The 14,516-nt window shown below is 74.4% G+C and carries 14 protein-coding genes; 8 read left to right on the plus strand and 6 right to left on the minus strand.

The annotated features are described in order from the left end of the window. Nucleotides 1-23 precede the first annotated feature (23 nt). The 7 genes from ACZ7JZ_RS13470 (at nucleotide 24) to ACZ7JZ_RS13500 (ending at nucleotide 7,690) form a co-directional block, all read left to right on the plus strand. Nucleotides 24-1,004 (plus strand): ornithine cyclodeaminase, encoded by a 981-nt coding sequence (locus ACZ7JZ_RS13470; protein WP_470937550.1) that lies wholly within the window; start codon nucleotides 24-26, stop codon nucleotides 1,002-1,004. Further along, the gene (locus ACZ7JZ_RS13475; protein ID WP_470937553.1) at nucleotides 1,001-2,497 is read left to right on the plus strand and encodes an MATE family efflux transporter; all 1,497 of its coding nucleotides are present in this window, start codon (nucleotides 1,001-1,003) and stop codon (nucleotides 2,495-2,497) included. The genes ACZ7JZ_RS13470 and ACZ7JZ_RS13475 overlap by 4 nt, the downstream gene beginning before the upstream one ends. Then, nucleotides 2,494-3,654, plus strand: coding sequence for a histidinol-phosphate transaminase (gene hisC, locus ACZ7JZ_RS13480; RefSeq protein ID WP_470937556.1), 1,161 nt, complete (start codon nucleotides 2,494-2,496; stop codon nucleotides 3,652-3,654). Before ACZ7JZ_RS13475 ends, hisC begins: the two co-directional genes overlap by 4 nt. Next, nucleotides 3,651-4,634, plus strand: a complete 984-nt coding sequence (locus ACZ7JZ_RS13485) for a PLP-dependent cysteine synthase family protein (RefSeq protein WP_470937559.1) — start codon at nucleotides 3,651-3,653, stop codon at nucleotides 4,632-4,634. Before hisC ends, ACZ7JZ_RS13485 begins: the two co-directional genes overlap by 4 nt. 87 nt (nucleotides 4,635-4,721) lie before the next feature. Then, nucleotides 4,722-5,762, plus strand: a complete 1,041-nt coding sequence (locus tag ACZ7JZ_RS13490) for an ABC transporter substrate-binding protein (protein ID WP_470937561.1) — start codon at nucleotides 4,722-4,724, stop codon at nucleotides 5,760-5,762. 88 nt (nucleotides 5,763-5,850) lie between these two features. Then, a complete protein-coding gene (locus tag ACZ7JZ_RS13495; RefSeq protein WP_470938077.1) occupies nucleotides 5,851-6,879 on the plus strand; it encodes a FecCD family ABC transporter permease in 1,029 nt (342 codons plus the stop codon). 1 nt (nucleotide 6,880) lies between these two features. Next, nucleotides 6,881-7,690, plus strand: coding sequence for an ABC transporter ATP-binding protein (locus tag ACZ7JZ_RS13500; RefSeq protein ID WP_470937564.1), 810 nt, complete (start codon nucleotides 6,881-6,883; stop codon nucleotides 7,688-7,690). Here ACZ7JZ_RS13500 and ACZ7JZ_RS13505 read toward each other — a convergent pair. Together ACZ7JZ_RS13505 and ACZ7JZ_RS13510 are read right to left on the minus strand one after the other, a co-directional pair. Next, complete coding sequence (locus ACZ7JZ_RS13505; RefSeq protein ID WP_470937567.1) at nucleotides 7,687-8,382, minus strand: response regulator; 696 nt, start codon at nucleotides 8,380-8,382, stop codon at nucleotides 7,687-7,689. The genes ACZ7JZ_RS13500 and ACZ7JZ_RS13505 overlap by 4 nt on opposite strands. Then, nucleotides 8,379-9,728, minus strand: a complete 1,350-nt coding sequence (locus tag ACZ7JZ_RS13510; protein WP_470937570.1) for a sensor histidine kinase — start codon at nucleotides 9,726-9,728, stop codon at nucleotides 8,379-8,381. The genes ACZ7JZ_RS13505 and ACZ7JZ_RS13510 overlap by 4 nt, the downstream gene beginning before the upstream one ends. Nucleotides 9,729-9,897: 169 nt before the next feature. On the opposite strand from ACZ7JZ_RS13510, the gene ACZ7JZ_RS13515 reads away from it, so the two are divergent. Then, nucleotides 9,898-10,776, plus strand: coding sequence for a polysaccharide deacetylase family protein (locus ACZ7JZ_RS13515; protein WP_470937573.1), 879 nt, complete (start codon nucleotides 9,898-9,900; stop codon nucleotides 10,774-10,776). Between the two features lie 33 nt (nucleotides 10,777-10,809). Here ACZ7JZ_RS13515 and ACZ7JZ_RS13520 read toward each other — a convergent pair whose 3' ends face one another. The 4 genes from ACZ7JZ_RS13520 to ACZ7JZ_RS13535 form a co-directional block, all read right to left on the minus strand. Continuing rightward, nucleotides 10,810-11,529 carry an amphi-Trp domain-containing protein gene (locus ACZ7JZ_RS13520; RefSeq protein WP_470937576.1) on the minus strand — a complete coding sequence of 240 codons (720 nt, stop codon included), beginning with the start codon at nucleotides 11,527-11,529 and terminating at the stop codon, nucleotides 10,810-10,812. Nucleotides 11,530-11,706: 177 nt separating this feature from the next. Further along, the gene (locus ACZ7JZ_RS13525) at nucleotides 11,707-12,252 is read right to left on the minus strand and encodes an RICIN domain-containing protein (protein WP_470937579.1); all 546 of its coding nucleotides are present in this window, start codon (nucleotides 12,250-12,252) and stop codon (nucleotides 11,707-11,709) included. A gap of 275 nt (nucleotides 12,253-12,527) precedes the next feature. Next, entirely contained in the window at nucleotides 12,528-13,490 is a 963-nt protein-coding gene (locus ACZ7JZ_RS13530; RefSeq protein WP_470937582.1) for a hypothetical protein, read from the minus strand. Beyond that, nucleotides 13,487-14,500, minus strand: a complete 1,014-nt coding sequence (locus ACZ7JZ_RS13535) for an SPFH domain-containing protein (RefSeq protein WP_470937584.1) — start codon at nucleotides 14,498-14,500, stop codon at nucleotides 13,487-13,489. Before ACZ7JZ_RS13535 ends, ACZ7JZ_RS13530 begins: the two co-directional genes overlap by 4 nt. Between the last annotated feature and the right edge of the window lie 16 nt (nucleotides 14,501-14,516).

The raw sequence follows: 14,516 nt of genomic DNA on the forward strand, positions 1-14,516 counted from the left end.
CGTAGATGAAGGAGAGATTCGGTATGACACAGGGCTACGCGCCCCCGGGGCAGCTGTGGCTGCTGCCCCAGTCCCAGCAGGAGGGGCTCGACCTCGACCGCCGGCAGGTGATCGCCGTCGTCGAGCAGGCCTACCGCGCGCTGCGCGACAGCGGCTCGGACAACCCGGTCAAGACGATCGTGGACGGACCGGGGCACCGCTCGCTGAGCTACTCGATGGTGGCCAGGGACGCCGGCAGCGGCACCGTCTGCTTCAAGGCGGTGTACGAGTTCGATCCGCGCCGCTCCCGCGACGCCTACCGGTTCCACTCGTTCGTCTTCCTCGTGGACGACACCACCGGGGAGCCCATCGCGCTGATGGACGTGGTCAAGCTGGGCCCGCTGCGGTCCTCGGCCACCTCCGCGCTGTTCGCCCGCGCGGCCTGCCCCGGGGCGCGCAGCGCGCTGGTCGTCGGCACCGGCGTACAGGCCCAGGCGGCCCTGCCGATGCTGCTCGCGGCCCTGCCGGACCTGGAGCGGCTCCAGGTCTTCGGCACCTACCGCGACGGTCTGCGCGCCGTCCGGGAGAGCGCCGGCGGCCGTGAGGTCGAGGTCGTGGAGGACCTGCGGGAGGCGGCGGGAGGGGCCGACATCGTGATCGGGGCCTCCGGGCTGACCGCCACGGAGGAGGTCCGGCGGAGCTGGATGAAGCCGGGATCGGTCGCCGTGCTCCTCGGGTACGGCGTCCACGCCGACGTGTGCCGCGGCGCGGACTACCGTATCGCCACCGACACCGCCCAGATGCACGCCACCTGCGACGACCTGCGCGCCGAGGACGGCAGCCTGCCGTCGGTCGACGCCGAACTGCCGGACGTCCTGCTCGGCCGGGCCCCCGCCCGCCGCCACCCGGACGACGTGGTCTTCGCCTACAACAGCGGGATGGCGGTCACCGACGCCGCACTCGGCCGCTACATAGCCGACCTCGCGCGGGTGGCCGGGCGCGGGGAGAAGGTCGACTTCTGGTGAGCACGGACACGACCCCCACCCCCGGCACCGCCACCGGCACCGGAGCACCTCCGGCGGACACATCCGCCGCCCCCGACACACCCCCCGCCCCCGCCAAGGCGGGCGCCGCCTGGTGGGCCGCCCACTCGCGCGCGCTCCTCGGGCTCGCGCTCCCGCTGATCCTGACCAACTTCGCCTACGTCGCCCTGACCACCGTCGACATCGTCATGCTCGGCCGCCTCGGCGCGGTCGAGATCGCGGCTGCGGGCCTCGCCATCGCCCTGTTCAACCAGCTGCGCACCACCGGCACCGGCCTGGTCACCGGCGTCGGCAACCTCGTCGCGGAGGCCCGGGTGCAGGGCGACCGGCAGCGCATCGGCGCGCTGCTGTTCGCCGGGTTCTTCTGGGCCACCGTCTGCGGAGCCGTCTTCTGCGCGGCCCTCCTGCTGGTCGGCCCGCTGCTCGTCCTCCTCGGCCAGGACCCGGAAGTGGTCGACAAGGCGGGCGAGTTCCTGGCGGTGCTGGCGCCGGGGATGCTGCCCTGCCTGTGGTTCCAGACCCTGCGCCACTTCACCACCGGCCTCAAGCGCCCCGGCCCCCTGCTGGCCATCACCCTGGCCTCCATCGGCGCCACCATCGGCCTCAACTACGTACTGATCTACGGTGAACTGGGCCTGCCCGCCTTCAGGTTCACCGGAGTCGCGATCGCCACCGTGACGGTGTTCCTGCTGTCCTTCCTGGCCTTCCTCGCGGTCGTCCTGCGCGACCGCGCCCTGCGCCCGTACCTCGTCTCGCCCCGGGCGCGGCGCTGGGACGGCGGGGCGGTGCGCTCCGTATGGCGCCTCGGTCTGCCGATCGCGGGCACGTACGCCTCCGAGGCCGGGTTCTTCAGTGTGCTCACGCTGGTCATCGGGACCCTCGGGGTCGACGCCCTGGCCGCGCAGACGGTGCTGAACCAGATCGTCTACATCGTGTTCATGGTCTCCGCCGGGCTCTCGCACGCGGCGTCGATCCACATCAGCGAGGCCGCCGGCAGCGGCGACTACGCGACGGCCCGCCGTACGGGACTCCTCGGTACGGCCTGGGGCGTGGTCGCGACCCTCGCGGTCGCCGCCGTCTACCTGGCGGTCCCCGACCGGATCGTGTCCCTGTTCCTCCCGGCCGGCCGGGCCGGCGACACCGACCTCGTCGCGCTCGCCGCCACCGGGCTGCTGATCGCCGCCGCCCTGCAGGTCTTCGACGCCGTGCAGAACATCGGCAACGGCATCCTGCGCGGCCTCGGTGACACCGCCGGGCCGTTCCGGATCTCCCTCGTCGGGTACTGGCTGGTCGGACTGCCCGCGGGCTACCTGCTCGGGGTGACCGCCGGCCAGGGCGTCGAGGGCGTCTGGACCGGCCAGACCATCGGCCTCGCGGCCACCGCCGCCCTCCTCCTGGCCGCCTTCCTGCGCCGCGTCGACCGGCTGCACCGGGCGGGCACCCCCGCCCCCGCCCCCGAACCGGAGCCCTCGTGAACCACTCCCGCGCATCCACCGCCGCCCCCGCCCCCGCCCCCTCCTCCCGCCTGATCCGCAGCGAGGTGGCCGGTCTGCCGCGCTACGACCCCGGCGCCGACACGGACGAGGTGGCCGCCCTCAGCGCGACCGGCCGCGTCATCAAGCTCTCCAACAGCGAGAGCCCGTACGGGGTGTCCCGCGCGGCCGCCGAAGCCGTACGCCTCGGTGCGGCAGCGGGCTTCGCCCGCTATCCCGACCCCACCGGCAAGCGGCTCACCGCGGCCCTCGGCAGCCGTCTGGACGTGCCCGCCGGGCGCATCGTGCTCGGCAACGGCTCGGAGGACGTCCTGGAGCTGCTGTGCCGGGCGGTCCTCGACCCCGGCGACCTGGTCGTCACCCAGGCACCCGGCTTCAGCCTGCACGAGATCTTCCCCCGGGTCATGGGAGCCCGGGTCCGGAAGGTCCCGTTCACCGCCGATTTCGGCTTCGACGCGGACGCCTGGCGCGAGGCCCTGTCGGCGGGCCCCAAGCTCGTCTTCCTCGCCAACCCCTGCAACCCCACCGGCACGGCCCTCACCGCCGCCGAACTGGACCAGGTCGTCGCCGCCACCCCGCCCTCGGCCCTGCTGGTGCTCGACGAGGCGTACGGCGAGTTCGCCCGCGCCGACCCCGCGTACCCCGACGCGCTGGAGGCCCTGCGCGGCCGGGACCGGCCCTGGATCGTGCTGCGCACCTTCTCCAAGGCCTACGGTCTGGCGGGTCTGCGGGTGGGGTACGGCATCGCCTCGGACGACGCGCTGGTCCAGGCGCTGGACCGGGTCCGCACGCCGTACAACGTCAACCAGCCGGCCCAGGACGCCGCCGTCGCAGCCCTGGCCGACGGGCCCCACCTGGCGGACACGGTCCGCCGGACCCGCCTGGAGGGCACCCGGGTCGCCGGCCGGCTGCGGGCCGCGGGCCTGCGGGTGGTCCCGTCCGCCACGAACTTCCTCTTCATCGACACCGGCCGGCCCTCCGACCGCGTCGCCCGGGAACTGCACCGCGCCGGAATCATCGTGAAGGCGTGGCGCGAGCCGGGGTACGAGACCTACATCCGAGCCTCCCTGTCGACCCCCGGAGACAACGACGTCTTCGTGCGGTGCCTGACGGAGATCTGCGCGAAGGACACGCCGTGATCAAGACCAGGATGTCCGAGCTCATCGGACGCACGCCCCTGCTCGACCTGCCGGTCGCGGACGGATCGGCCACCGTCCTGCTGAAGATGGAGCAGTTCAACCCGACCGGAACCGCCAAGATCCGGATGGCCCGGAACATGGTGGACGAGGCGGAGGCCGCCGGACTGCTCGCCCCGGGCGGCTGGCTGGTCGAGTCCACCTCGGGCAACACGGGCCTCGGCCTGGCGCTCATCGCCGCCGAACGCGGCTACAAGTTCACCGCGGTGGTGGACAACCACTCCAGTGCGGACAAGCTGCGCGGGATGCGCGCCTTCGGCGCCGAGATCCTCAACGTGGCCGGGGACGAGGGCGGCCTCGCCACGGCCGAGCGCGACACCACGGCCGAGCGCCTGGCCGCCGAGCACGGCGCGTACTGGACCGCCCAGCACCGCAACGAGGGCAACCCCAACGGCTACCGCCCGCTCGCCCGCGAACTCCACGACGATCTGGGCGACGGCATCGACTACCTGTACGGGGCCGTCGGCACCGGCGGCTCCCTCTGCGGGACCGGCCGCTTCCTGCGGGAACGCATTCCCGGCCTGAAGGTCGTCGGCGTCGAGCCGGTCGGCTCCGTCGTCTTCGGCGGCCCGGCCGCGCCCTACCACCAGTCCGGCACCGGCACCCCCGAAGGGTCGGAGATCGGCGCGGTCGTGGACTACGGCGTGTTCGACGAGGGGCTCAAGGCCAGCGACTCCGAGGCCTTCGAGACCTGCCGCTTCCTGGCGCGGAACTTCGGCATCCTGATCGGCGGTTCGGCCGGCGGGGTGGTCTACAAGGCCCTGGAGCGGGCCCGCGCCGCCGGGCCGGGGGCCACGATCGTCGTCCTGGTCTGCGACGGCGGGGACAAGTACCTCGACACGGTGTTCAACGACGACTGGATGGCCGCCCACGGCCTCTTCGACGAACAGGTCGTCCGCCGGCTCTCCGCGATGCTGCGCTAGCCGGACCGCCCGCCGAAGCCCCTCTCCACCCCCCCTTCCCTCCCTTACTCCTTCTCAGCGAGGTACACCCCTGCCATGAAAACGAAAATGATTCCCATAACCCTCGCCGCCTTCACGGCCCTCGCCCTGCTCGCCACCGCGGGCTGCGCGGGCGGGGGCGCCCCCGCCGCCGGTGCCCGGGACGCGGCCGGGGGCCGCACCGCCGCGAAGGGCGCCCGGACGACCGCGTACCCCCTGACCCTGCGCAACTGCGGTACCGACGTGACGTACACCGCCCCGCCGCAGAAGGTCGTCACCCTCAACCAGAGCGCCGCCGAGATCCTCATCCACCTCGGCGTGGGCGACCGGATCGCCGGATCCGGCTACCAGATCGAGAAGCCGCCGCCCGCGATCGCCGAGCAGTACGGGAAGATCCCGCAACTGTCCGCGCCCGGCCACGAGATCAAGCACGAGAAGCTCCTCGAAGCGCAGCCGGACTTCGTGTACGGCTCCTTCGCGAGCATGTTCACCGCCGAGCAGTCCGGCGACCGCAAGCAGCTGCACGGGCTGGGCGTGCCGACGTACCTCACCGAGTTCGACTGCTCGTTCCACGAGAGCGTGGCGGGCGCGGACTTCGCGATGCTCTTCGAGGAGTACCGCCGCCTGGGGAAGATCATGAACGTGCCCGAGGCGGGGGAGGAGCTGGCCGCCGGGCAGCAGGCCGTGGTCGACAAGGCGCTGCGCGCCGTCAAGAAGCGGGCGGTTCCGCTGAAGGTGATGTGGTTCTACTCCACGTACGAGGGCACCCCCTGGGCCGCGGGCCCCGGCGGGCTGCCCCAGCACATCTCGGACCTCGTCGGGGTCGAGAACGTCTTCGCCGACGCCAAGACCAAGTGGGCGGAGGTGAGCTGGGACGAGGTCGCCGCCCGCAACCCCGACGTCATCATCCTGGCCGACCTGACCCGCGGCGAGCCCAACGACACCGCACGGGAGAAGATCGACCTGCTGAAGAAGGACCCCCTCACCGCCGGGCTCGGCGCGGTGAAGGCCGGCCGGTTCATCTCCCTCCCCGGCTCGCACATGGACCCGGGCTACGGCAGCGCCTCCGTGGTACCGGCGCTGGTCGACGGCCTGAACCGGCTCGGGTGACCTCCCCGCCGCCATGACCACGACCCCGCACACGACCGCCGCGCCCACCGGGAACGGGACCGCCTGCATCCGCCGCGGACCCGCCCCGGTGCGCCGGCGCCGCACCCCGGCCTGGGCGCTCCTCGCCGCCGCCGCGACCGCACTGCTCGGATCGGTCGTCGCCGCCTCGCTCTTCGGCAGCGCCGACCTCCGCGCCGTGGACGTCGTCTCCACGATCCTGCGCCACACCGGCCTCGGCGCCCTCGCCCCCGCCCCGCCCCTGCCGGGCCTGCTGGACGCCCTCGTCTGGGAGTCCCGCTTCCCGCGCGTCCTGCTGGCCGCCGCCGTCGGCGCCGCCCTCGCGGTCTCCGGCGCCGTCCTCCAGGCCGTCACCCGCAACCCCCTGGCCGACCCCTACCTGCTCGGAGTCTCCTCCGGGGCCTCCACCGGCGCGGTCGCCGTGCTCCTGCTGGGCATCGGCGGCAGCGTCTCCCTGTCCACCGGGGCCTTCGCCGGCGGCCTGCTGTCCTTCGGACTGCTCCTGCTGCTCCTCGGCGGGGGCCGCGTCGCCAGCCCCTCCCGGGTGGTGCTGACCGGCGTACTCGTCTCCCAGTTCTTCGCCGCCGTCACCTCCGTCGTCCTCATGGTCAGCGGGGACGCGAACTCCACCCGGGGCTTCACCTACTGGCTGCTCGGCACCCTCGGGGGCGCCCGCTGGGAGGGCGTCACGGTCACCGTCCTCGTGATCCTGGCGGGCGTGGCCGCCGTACAGTTCTCGGCGCCCGCCCTCGACGCCTTCACCTTCGGATGGGACTCGGCCGCCTCCCTGGGCGTCAACGTCACCGCGGCCCGCATCCGGCTGATGGTCCTGACCTCCGTCATCACGGCCGCGGCCGTGGCGGCCTCGGGCGCGATCGGCTTCATCGGACTGCTCGTGCCGCACGCCGTCCGGATCCTCGCCGGCCCCGCGCACCGCACCCTGCTGCCCCTGTCCGCCCTGACCGGAGCCGTCTTCCTGATCTGGGTCGACGCCTTCGCCCGTACGGCGTTCACCCCGCACGAGCTGCCCGCCGGCGTCATCACCGCCCTCCTCGGCGCACCCGCCTTCGCGCTGCTCCTCAAGCGTCTGGAGTCCTGACATGGGACGGATCACCACCACCGGCCTGTCCTGGTCGGTCCAGGGCCAGCTGCTGCTGGACGAGGTCGACGCGGCGGCCCACGAAGGCGAGACCGTCGGCCTCCTGGGACCCAACGGCTCCGGCAAGTCCAGCCTGCTGCGCCTGATGGCCGGACTGCGCCGCCCCGACGCCGGGACCGTCCGCTACGACGGCACCCCGCTGCCCGCACTGGGCCGCCGTACGCTCGCCCGGCGGCTCGCCGTCGTCGAACAGGACGCCGCCGCCCACCACCGCGTCACCGTCCGCCAGGTCGTGGAACTCGGCCGCACCCCCTTCCGCGGCCGCTTCGACCCCCTCGACGGGCACGACCGCCGCATCGTCGACGCCGCACTGGAGCGCACCGACCTCACCGGCCGCCAGCACCGCAGCTGGCACACCCTCTCCGGCGGCGAGCGGCAGCGCACCCAGATCGCCCGCGCCCTCGCCCAGGAACCCCGGGAGATCCTCCTCGACGAACCCACCAACCACCTCGACATCCGCCACCAGCTCGAACTCCTCGACCTGCTGGCCTCCCTGGACGTCACCTGCGTCGTCGCCCTCCACGACCTCAACCTCGCCGCCCGCTACTGCGACCGCGTCGTCGTCCTCACCGCCGGCCGGGTCGCAGCCGCGGGCACCCCGCAGACCGTCCTGACCCCCGCCCTGATCAAGTCCGTGTACGGGGTGGAGACCCTGGTCGACCGCGAACCCGCCACCGGCACCCTCCGCATCACGTACCTCTCGGCCGCGCGGGCGCCGAACGGTGCGGTGGCGAACGGCCGGACGGCCTAGCCGTCGAAGGGCTCGGTGTCGAGCCCGGCCTGGTGGATGAGGATGGCGATCCGGACGCGGTTGGTCAGGCCCAGCTTCGACATGATCGCGGACACGTGCGACTTCACGGTGGGCACGCTCAGGTACAGCGCCTCCGCGATCTCGGCGTTCGTACGGCCCTGGGCCACGGCGAGGGCGACCTCGTGCTCGCGCGGGGCCAGGGCCCGGAGGCGTACGCGGGCCTCTTCCCGGGCCTCCCCGCGTCCGGTGCCGGCGCCGTCGGGAGCGGGGGCGGGCGCGGTGGCCCGGGAGATGAGCTGGTGGGTGACGGCCGGGGACAGCACCGGCTCGCCCGCGGCGACGCGGCGGACCGCCGCGATGATGTCCGCGGGCGGGGTGTCCTTCAGGAGGAACCCGGCCGCGCCCTCGCGCAGGGCCTGCACCACGTACTCGTCGGGGTTGAAGGTGGTCAGGATCACCGTCCGCGGCGGCCGGGGCAGGGCCCGGAGGGCGGTGGTGGCGGCCAGGCCGTCCATCACCGGCATCCGGATGTCGAGGAGGACCACGTCGGGGGAGTGCTCGGCCGCGAGGGCGACGCCCTCGGACCCGTCGGCGGCCTCCGCGGCGATCAGGATGCCGCCGGCCCCTTCGAGGACCATGCGCAGGCCCATGCGGACGAGGGGGTCGTCGTCGACCAGGAGGACGCGGATCATGCGGACCACGGTATCCAGGCCCGCAGCACCCAGTCCCCGGCGCTCGCGCCGTGGTGCAGCTCGCCGCCGACGAGGGCCGTGCGCTCGCTGAGCCCGATCAGCCCGAACCCCGGTCCGCGCGCGGAGCCGCCCGGCTCGCTCGGTCCCCCCTGCCCGGCGGGCAGGGCGTTGCGGACCACGATGTCGATGCCCTCCCCGGGCTCCCCGCTGACCTCGGCGTGCACCGCCGCGTCGGGCGCGTGCTTGCGCGCGTTGGTGAGGGCCTCCTGCACCACGCGGTACACGGTCCGGCCGACCGCGTCGGAGACCCGGTCCGGCCGCTCGATCGCCAGGTCGAAGCGCAGCTCCATCCCCGCCTCCCGGGACTCGACCGCGAGGCGGGCGAGGTCGGTCAGCACCGGCTGCGGGGGCTCGGCGCCGCCCGCGGGGGATGCCGGGTCCGAGGGGGCGGCGGGCCGGGCGCCCACGGCCAGACCGGGTGTGCGCAGCACTCCGATGACCGTGCGCAGGTCCTCCAGCGCCTGGTGCGAGGCCTCCCGGATCACCCCGGCCGCGCGGGCGGCCTGCTCGGGGCTGGTCCGCTGGTGGAGTTCGAGGGCCCCCGCGTGCAGGCTGAGGAGGGACAGCCGGTGGGCGAGTACGTCGTGCATCTCGCGGGCGATGTCCTCGCGCGCCCGCAACTGCGCCTGCGCCGCCTGCCGGGCGGCGTCCTCCTCGGCGCGCCGGGTCCGCTCGGTCAGCGAGTCGATGAGCAGCCGCCGCGAGCGGTGGAACATGCCCCAGCCCACGGTGGCGCCCAGGATCGTGCCCATGACCAGCAGCCCGGCCGCGATCTGCGGACCGGAGGAGCTGGTCGAGGGGAGCAGCAGGTAGACGGTCATCGGCACGGCCATGGCGACGGCCGCGCAGGCGGTGGTGCGCGGCCGTCGCAGGGAGGCCAGCGTGAACAGGGCCACGACCGCCGCCGCGGTCGCCATCGGCGTGACGAAGCCGAGCAGCGCCAGGAAGGCGGCCACGGCGAGGGGATGGCTGCGCCGCCACCACAGCGCCCCCGCCGCGACCGCCGACAGCAGGATGGGGACCGTGCCCAGGCGGGCCACGGAACCCTCGACGCACCGGATCTCCGCATGGACCGGCACCTCGACGGGGCACGGCAGCGGATCCGGGGCCCAGGGCAGCGGGGTCACGGAGTCCAGCCAGTCGAGGAAGTAGGGGTGTACCAGTCCGCGCGCGTTGTAGCTCGGGAACAGCAGGAGCTCGCCGACCAGCCGCAGCGCGGTCGCCGCCGCCAGGGCGGCCGCGATGACGACCAGGTCGGTCCAGCGGGAGGGCGGGATACGGCGCATAACCGACCACTCTAGAACCCGCAGAACGGGCAATTCGCTCACTCGTTCCTTCGGCGGAGCTCCCTCCTCCTTTCGTCACCCGGCCCGGCCGGACCACCTACCCGGGCAGGGGACGGGCCCGACCTTTCCCCGATGTGCGGCACCGCGGCCCGTTCCTAGCGTGGCGGACATGATCGACAACCCGTCCCGTCCCTCCGCCGCACGCCTGCCGCGACCGCCCCGCACCGGGCCCGCCCGCGGGCGGAGCACCACCCGGAGGGCCGCCCTGACGGCCTCCGCCGCGGGCCTCCTCCTCGCCGCCCTCACGGCGTGCAGCAGCCTGACGGGGGTCGTCTCCCCGGCCGAGGCCCGGGCCGCGGCAGATACCGGAGCCGCCCCCGCGGCGGCCGCCGCGGACGCGAAGGCCGGGGCGGGGGACGCTGTGCAGCCGCCCGCCGTGGACTGCCGCACCACCGCCTGCGTGGCCCTGACCTTCGACGGCGGCCCCAGCGCCCCCACCGCAAGGCTCCTGGACATCCTGGAGCGGGAGAAGGTGCCGGCCACCTTCTTCGTCCAGGGCAAGGGGCACACGGACACCTACCCCGGCATCCTGCGCCGCATGGCGGAGGACGGCCACGAGATCGGCAACCACACCTGGTCGCACCCGGACCTCACGGAACTCACAGCGCAGGAGATACGCGCCGAGATGGAACCCGTACAGGAGGACGTCCGGCGGATCACCGGCCGCACCCCCACCCTCATGCGCCCGCCGGGCGGCTCGACCGACGACCGGGTCTCGGAGGTCATGGCGGACCTGGGCCTGGCGCAGGTCCTGTGGAGCGTCACCGCGAAGGACTACCAGACCACCGACACCGCCCTCATCAAGAAGCGCATCCTCGACGGCACCCGGCGCGACGGCATCATCCTCCTCCACGAGCGCTACGCCGGCTCCATCCCGGCCGCGGAACAGGCCATCGGGGAACTGCGCGACCGCGGCTACACCTTCGTCACGGTCTCCCAGCTCCTCGCCCCGGCCCGCCCCGAGCCGGGACGCGTCTACCGCCCGTAGGGCGGACCCGCCGAACCCGCCGCGCCCCCGCCGTTACGGGCGCCCGCCCGCCGGGGCCTTCGCCGTGGCCGCAGGCTTCCGGCTCCGGACGGCCTTCGCAGGCGCCTTCGAGGCGGCCGCCGCCGTGTTCCCGGCCGCGGGCCCGGTGGTCTTGGCCGCGCGCTTCGCCGACTTGGCGGGTGCCTTCGCGGTCTTGGCCGTGGACTTCTTCGCCGTGGACTTCTCGGCGGTGGAGCCCGCCTTGGCGGCGGCAGCCGGCTTCGCGGAGGACGCCCGCTTGGCAGGGGTGGCGGACTTGGCCGTCTTGGCCGTCTTGGCCGCCTTGGCGGGCGCCGCGGGCTTGGCGGGAGCGGAGGTCTTGGCAGGGGTGGACTTCTTGGCGGGGGCTGACTTCTTGGCAGGAGCGGCCCGCTTCGCGGAAGGCGCGGCCTTGGTTCCGGACTTAGCCGCAGCCGCCTTCGACGTGGCCGCCTTCCTACCCACGGCCTTCGTCCCGGCCGCCTTCGACCCGTCCGCGCCCTTGCCGGTCCCCTCGGTGGTCCACTTCAGCTCGATCTCGAGCTCGATCTCGCCGCCGGAGACCTCCACCTCCACCTCGCTGTGCAGTTCCTCCGGAACCCGCACGCTCAGCACCCCGCCGCCCAGGTCCAGCTCGGCCCTGCCCTCGCGCAGGGCCCGGGCCAGGGCCTCCAGCCGGGCGGCCGCCTCGGTACGGGACAGCGAGCGCTTCTGCTCGAACTTGAGGTCCTTCACGGGTCACTCCAAAACGAGGGCGGCGGACTGCCGGCGGAACCGGCCCGGGACCGGGCCGGCCTACACCTGCCATCCTCGGCTCCGTACCCGCATCGCGCACCGCCCGCAGGGCCCGGAGAGTGACGCTCCCTCACGCCGGCCGGTCCGCGGCGGCCGCCGCGCCGCCCGCCGCCGCGGTCAGGGGCCGGCCAGCCGCAGGCTCCAGCGGCGCGAGGGGTGGTTGTCGCAGTCGAACTGCAGCAGCCGGAGGTTGTTGGCGGACAGGGTGCCGCCGTCGAAGGTCGCGCACTTGCGGGTCTGTGCGTTGACGAGCTCGTACGAACTCTTCGCGCTGTCCCAGCCGGTGACCTCCCACCGCCGCGAGGGGTCGTCGTCGCAGTCGAACTGGACGAGGGGGACGTTGTTCTCGGTGGACCTGCCGCCCGCTACGGTCATGCACTTGTTCGTCTGCACGTTGACGATCTGGTACGAGCCGCCGTCGCTGTCGGCCAGCCGCCAGCGGCGCGAGGGGTCGCGGTCGCAGTTGAACTGCACCAGCTCGACGTTGTTCTCGGTGGACCGGCCGCCCGCGACCGTCCCGCACTTGCCGCTCTGCAGGTTGACGAGCTGGAAGGTGTCGGTCCGGGGGAGGGCCGTGGCCGGTGGGGGCATCAGCATGACGCCTCCGGCGGCGCACGCGGCGGCGGCCGTCACGAGGCGGCGCGCCCTGGGGTTCCTGCGCATGGGTCTGCTCCTCTCCGCATGCTGCGAGGGAGACGGGAAGGGCCTGCGCGGCCGGGGCCCGTAGAGCCCGGGGCCTGCGCGGCCGGGGACGGGAGCCCCGTACGGCCCGGGGCCCGCGGGGGCCGCCGCTCGGTGCGGCCTGCCGGCGGCTGCCGCCCGTACGGCGGCGCGGCCCGCCGGTGGGCCCATCCCACTATCGGCGGGGCGGGAACCGCCCGCAACCGGACCCGTCGACGCCACCTGCGGCCCCCCGACCGCCCGGGTCTGCGCACGGTCTACGCCATCAGGCGCAGCGAGGCCTCCGCGATGCCCACCCGTACGCTCTGGCCCCAGGTCAGCTCCATGGCGTCGCCCTCCATCCCGTCTCCGAAGACGACCATCCGGTCGGACTCCACGGTCAGTTCCAGGCACTGCCCCCGGCCCAGTTCGCCCGCGACCATCGAGGTACCGGTGGCGGGGGAGGGCCAGGCCTCGCGCACGAACCACAGCAGCCGCGGGTCCCGCGGCGCCGGCAGCGGTACGGGGCTGCCGCGCTCCAGCCACAGGGAGCGCAGCCAGCCGGTGGCGCCCGTACCCGTGCCCACCAGCACCCCGGAGGAGGCCTGCGCCTCGCTTTGGCCCCCTTCCCCGCCGGAGCCGGAGCCGGAGCTGGAGCCGGAGCCCGCGTCCGTACCCCTGCCCGACCCCGACCCCGCCCCCGCCCCGAGCCGGTAGCGGGCGGTCTGGTGGCCGGGCGAGCCGAGGTAGACCTCGTTGAGCGCCAGCAGCCGCTGCGTGTCGTCGGCGACCGCCTCGACCATCGTCAGCTCCTCGGCCCCGCCCCCGGCCGCCGCCGCGCGCAGCAGGGCCGCCGCACCGGTGCAGCGGTGCCGCACCAAGACCCCGGGGTTGCGCCCCGGATCGCCGTCGATGCCCACCACGGGCTGCCCGCTCAGGTACTTGGCCGTATTGGCCACCAGGCCGTCCTGGCCGACCACGACCACCACGTCCTCCGGCGCGAACAGGAACCGGTCCAGGTCGGCCCGCTCCACCCGGGCCCGGCGCCAGGTGAGCGGCACCGCCGCCGCGACCTCCTGGAGCGCGTGCCGCGCCCGGTCGTGGCGGCGCGCCACCTCCTCGATGGAGCGGCCCCGGCTGGACAGGAAGAACGCGGCCTGCCCGTGCGTGCCGTGACGGGCGAGCAGTTCCTCGTACTCGGTCCTGCGGTGGACGAGCACCGCCCGCGGGGCGAGGCTCACGCGCCCGTGCCGCCTTCCGGGCGGCCGAGCTTCGTGAGCAGCCCGGTGAGGACGTCGGGCGAGAGCGTGATGCTCTCGATCCGCGGCAGGTTCTCCGCCAGCCGGGTCGCCGCCAGGGCGTGCAGGGTGCCCTGGCCGGCCTCGTCGTGGACGCGCAGCCAGGCCGCCTGGGCCTCCGAGCGGGCCGCGCCCGCCGCGCGCTCCGCCTCCGCCTCCGCGCGGGCCAGGCGCACCTTCCGTGCCGCCTCGGCCTCCGCCCGGACGGCGTCCGCAGCCGCGTTCTCCTCGGCCTCGCGGCGGGCGTTGATACCGCGCTGCTCGACCAACTGCTCCTCGCGCCGGGCCAGTTCGATCTGGCTGGCCAGCTCGTTCTCGGCGATGGCGCGCTCCCGCTCCACGGCCACGGCCCGCCGCTCGTACGTGGCCCGGTCCGCCTCCTGCTGGATCTGCTCGCGGGCCGGGGTCCGCAGGGCGCGCTCCACCTCGGCGTCGGGGCGGATGGCCACGACGCGTACGGCGACCACGTCGATGCCGGTGGCCGAGAACCGCGGCTCGGCGGCCAGCCCGGCGGCGACCCGCTCCCGTACGGCGGCCACCCCGTCGACCAGGGCGGCGGCCAGCGGGGTGCGGGCCAGCACGTCCAGCGTGTGCTGCTGGGCTGTCTCGGTGAGCAGGGTGGCGATCTGCTCCAGCGGCGCGGCGCGCCAGCTCCCGGTGTCGGGGTCGACGGAGAAGTCGATGCGGTCCGCGGCCCCGGCCGGATCGCTGATCCGGTAGGTGACGGTGGCCTGGACGGAGACGTCCTGGAAGTCGGACGTACGGGCACGGAAGGCCATGGCCAACTCCCGGTCGTCCACCGGCACCTCGGACAGCGCCGCCGAGAGCGACCGGTACCAGAAACTGAGACCGCGCCCGTCGTGGACGAGCCGCCCGCGCTTGTGGTGGCGGATGTGCGCGGTGGGCGCGGAGCGCAGATGGCGCCAACCGAAGCGCCGGGTGATGTCGGCCATGGCGAACCCCCTTGAT

This window comes from Streptomyces sp. NPDC038213, assembly GCF_055600495.1.

Excerpts from the sequence above, each read along its gene's own strand:
- ACZ7JZ_RS13470 (WP_470937550.1), top strand. The coding sequence starts at position 24 with ATGACACAGGGCTACGCGCCCCCGGGGCAGCTGTGGCTGCTGCCCCAG.
- ACZ7JZ_RS13490 (WP_470937561.1), top strand. The coding sequence starts at position 4,722 with ATGATTCCCATAACCCTCGCCGCCTTCACGGCCCTCGCCCTGCTCGCC.
- ACZ7JZ_RS13500 (WP_470937564.1), top strand. The coding sequence starts at position 6,881 with ATGGGACGGATCACCACCACCGGCCTGTCCTGGTCGGTCCAGGGCCAG.
- ACZ7JZ_RS13505 (WP_470937567.1), bottom strand. The coding sequence starts at position 8,382 with ATGATCCGCGTCCTCCTGGTCGACGACGACCCCCTCGTCCGCATGGGC.
- ACZ7JZ_RS13510 (WP_470937570.1), bottom strand. The coding sequence starts at position 9,728 with ATGCGCCGTATCCCGCCCTCCCGCTGGACCGACCTGGTCGTCATCGCG.
- ACZ7JZ_RS13515 (WP_470937573.1), top strand. The coding sequence starts at position 9,898 with ATGATCGACAACCCGTCCCGTCCCTCCGCCGCACGCCTGCCGCGACCG.
- ACZ7JZ_RS13525 (WP_470937579.1), bottom strand. The coding sequence starts at position 12,252 with ATGCGCAGGAACCCCAGGGCGCGCCGCCTCGTGACGGCCGCCGCCGCG.
- ACZ7JZ_RS13535 (WP_470937584.1), bottom strand. The coding sequence starts at position 14,500 with ATGGCCGACATCACCCGGCGCTTCGGTTGGCGCCATCTGCGCTCCGCG.